This is a genomic window from Bacillus cereus group sp. N21, from assembly GCF_016483395.1.
Lineage (GTDB): Bacteria > Bacillota > Bacilli > Bacillales > Bacillaceae_G > Bacillus_A > Bacillus_A pseudomycoides.
On sequence record NZ_JAEHBX010000436.1, the window covers coordinates 1 to 236 of the forward strand.

Sequence of the window (236 nt, forward strand, 5' to 3'; positions counted from 1 at the left end):
CTTTTAAATAGTGAGCACATTAATGTTTTTACTTTATACATTTTTGCAGGTGTTTTTTCTATTATTTTATTTTTATCTACGCAAAGCTTGGAAACTTATATGTCTCAAATGGTATTATCAGGAGAAATTCCAGCAGGAAAGGCTTCAAATATGTTACAAACTGCAATACAAATTGGAGCATTTGGTGGGAACGCAATAGCAGGGTTTATGATGAATGTAGGTGGATTTAATAATGT

Annotated in this window: 1 pseudogene; it reads left to right on the forward strand. The window is 31.4% G+C overall.

Annotated elements, in window-relative coordinates:
- Positions 1–236: pseudogene (locus JDS96_RS31540) on the forward strand (MFS transporter); the annotation flags it as partial.